The sequence below is a fragment of the Lactobacillus apis genome, from assembly GCF_002837055.1.
GTDB lineage: Bacteria > Bacillota > Bacilli > Lactobacillales > Lactobacillaceae > Lactobacillus > Lactobacillus apis.
This window is the reverse complement of sequence record NZ_PDKP01000039.1, coordinates 1-2,420: the sequence shown is the minus strand read 5'-3', so window position 1 is coordinate 2,420 and position 2,420 is coordinate 1. Positions and strand designations below refer to the sequence as shown.

2 protein-coding genes are annotated in these 2,420 nt (G+C 33.9%); both read left to right on the top strand.

Annotation, left to right across the window (positions count from 1 at the left end):
• Window positions 1-73: 73 nt before the first annotated feature.
• Window positions 74-313, top strand: coding sequence for a 30S ribosomal protein S18 (rpsR, locus tag CRG87_RS07655; protein WP_046305698.1), 240 nt, complete (start codon window positions 74-76; stop codon window positions 311-313).
• A gap of 347 nt (window positions 314-660) precedes the next feature.
• Window positions 661-2,420 (top strand): hypothetical protein (locus CRG87_RS07650; protein WP_133125503.1); only part of this gene is annotated, 1,760 nt, incomplete at its 3' end.

Here is a 2,420-nt window from a genome sequence, read left to right as displayed (position 1 = left end):
GCTGGTTCGGGTGATACAATTGATATCTCTGATGATGATCTTCCATTCTAATTTCTAAGAAAGGATCGAGGATATGGCTCAACAAAGAAGAGGTGGCGGCCACCGTCGTCGTAAGGTTGACTTTATCGCAGCCAACCATATTGATTACGTTGACTACAAGGACGTTGATCTGTTGAAACGTTTTATCTCTGAAAGAGGTAAAATCTTACCACGTCGTGTCACTGGCACCAGCGCTAAGAACCAACGTAAGGTAGCTAAGGCAATCGAAAGAGCTCGCATTATGGGCTTGTTGCCATTCGTTACTGAAGACTAAAATAAATAGTTTTGAACCCTTTAGCCGGATTAAGTTCTGGCTAAAGGGTTTTTTAATGCTTAAAAAGAGAAAAGTCGCAGAAACTTAGTGTTTTGGAGACTTTTTATAATTTAAAAATTAATTAATAATAAAAAATATATTAGTAAAAAAGAAAGCATACGATAAAATGAACTTTAAGTACTGTCGTATAAGCTATCATCATGTGATAATGCAGCACGTACATAGTACATCAAGGTATCAGCCACAGGGTTAATCTTATTACTGGGATGTATATTAACGTTCTATCTAAGTAATTGTAAGCGTAGTTGATTACCTGTCAGCTATGCTTATTTTTTATGGAGATCCTTATGAAAAAAATAGTTCTTGCCTGTCTAGCTATTGTTAACATTTTAACTTACATGATGGTTATTAATTTCTATCAATCACGTGATTATGACCAGATAGCTAAAATGGGAGAAACAAGTGATTCTTTTCAAATATACTTGCAAGATAGTTCAGTTAATCCTGACAGTCAGATTAGCTTTTTTAAAGAACTTTCTCGGAAGTACGATATATCTGTTATTTTGACTACCAGGGAACAAAATAATGTAGTTGAAAAATCAGTGATTGCTAGTCCTACTTCCTTTCCAGCTGCTTCTTTTCGATTAGATAAAGTTGATTTACAAAATGATCAAGACTTCTATGCAAGTTTCAAAACCAACAGTGCCAAGCAAAAAGGGAAAATTCCTGTTTTTGTTAAGGGTAACAAGATTGTCTTACAAAGTATGACACGATACTTTAAGAACAAAAAAACAGTCGATGGAGTCTACACGATTATTCCGGGAAAATCTAATCGAAAAGAACTTCTTAAGCAATTCTCTCAATTTTACGGAGTTTCACGTGATCAACTCCTAAAACAAACAATAGGACGAAAACAAGTATATTTTACAAGGGAAATCTGGGTTTTAAGTTTCATTTTTGTTCTAGCAAGTCTAGTCTTTATTCTAGTTAACGTTTATTACCCGATTTCACAATCAAGTTCAATTGGGATTAAAAAATTGAATGGCTGGAAAAACAAGGACATTTTTCTAGCAATGATCAAGCAGGGGATAATAATGATTGTTGTAACATCAATCATTATTAATCTTACAACTCTTCTGATTTTTTCATACCGACCAAATGGCTTTATTTTGACATGTATTCTAGTGCAAGCACTAATTTTATTCCTGTATTTATTAGCTAATTCTGTTACTTATTTAATAATTAAACGTATATCTATCGGGGATTTATTAAAAGGAAAGTTTCATTTTGGTTACGGTATCAGTCTTGCCTTGATAATAAAAATCTTGATGACCGTTGTTTCAACATTCTTGTTGATTAATATGTCAACGGAGATTAGCGAAGCTGTGGCAAGCTACCAGTTACAACAGGAATGGGCTAAAGAAGGCAAACTTAAAACTGTTAATAGTGTTGGCCCGGTATTTATTACTGATGAAAAAGAGACAACTAAAACGATGGCTGCTTGGTTTAGTAAAATGGCTCAGAACAAGGGCGTTTATTATGTAGAAAGTGGTTCTTACTCAACCAAAAATGTTTTACCAAAAAATGAAGCAAATAAGAAACCGGAACAAAAATACGATTTGATGTCAGTCAACCGCAACTTTATTAGAGCAAAATTGCCAGAATTAAAAAGATATTTAGATACAACTCAGCATGCTTTTCTTGTTCCTTCTAAGTATCAAAAACATCCGCAAGAAATAAAATATTTTCTTCAAAATTACAGCTATAACAATCTAAGCAGTGCTCAACAGGGCAAAATAAACCCTCAACAACTTAAGATAAAGATTAAGTATTACCATGAAGATGTACAGCCAATCACTTATAATGTTCGACTAAAAAAGAGTTTTACCAATCCAATTATTGAGGTTGTTGAGGACCATAATTTGACTTTCTGGCAATCAATAGCCCTAAGTAATACAGATAAGACAAGTCCAATTAAGATTGAAGACACCCCTCAAACTAGTGAGTTATTAAAAAAGACAAGCAAAGAACCGCAGGTCAAACGATTGCAGATGAAGTTTGTGTCTCTAAATCAGATTTTGGCAACTAGTTCGGATTCTGCTTACAA

What these genes read in the sequence shown, in the direction of transcription:
- rpsR (WP_046305698.1), top strand. Translation starts at nt 74, where the DNA reads ATGGCTCAACAAAGAAGAGGTGGCGGCCACCGTCGTCGTAAGGTTGAC.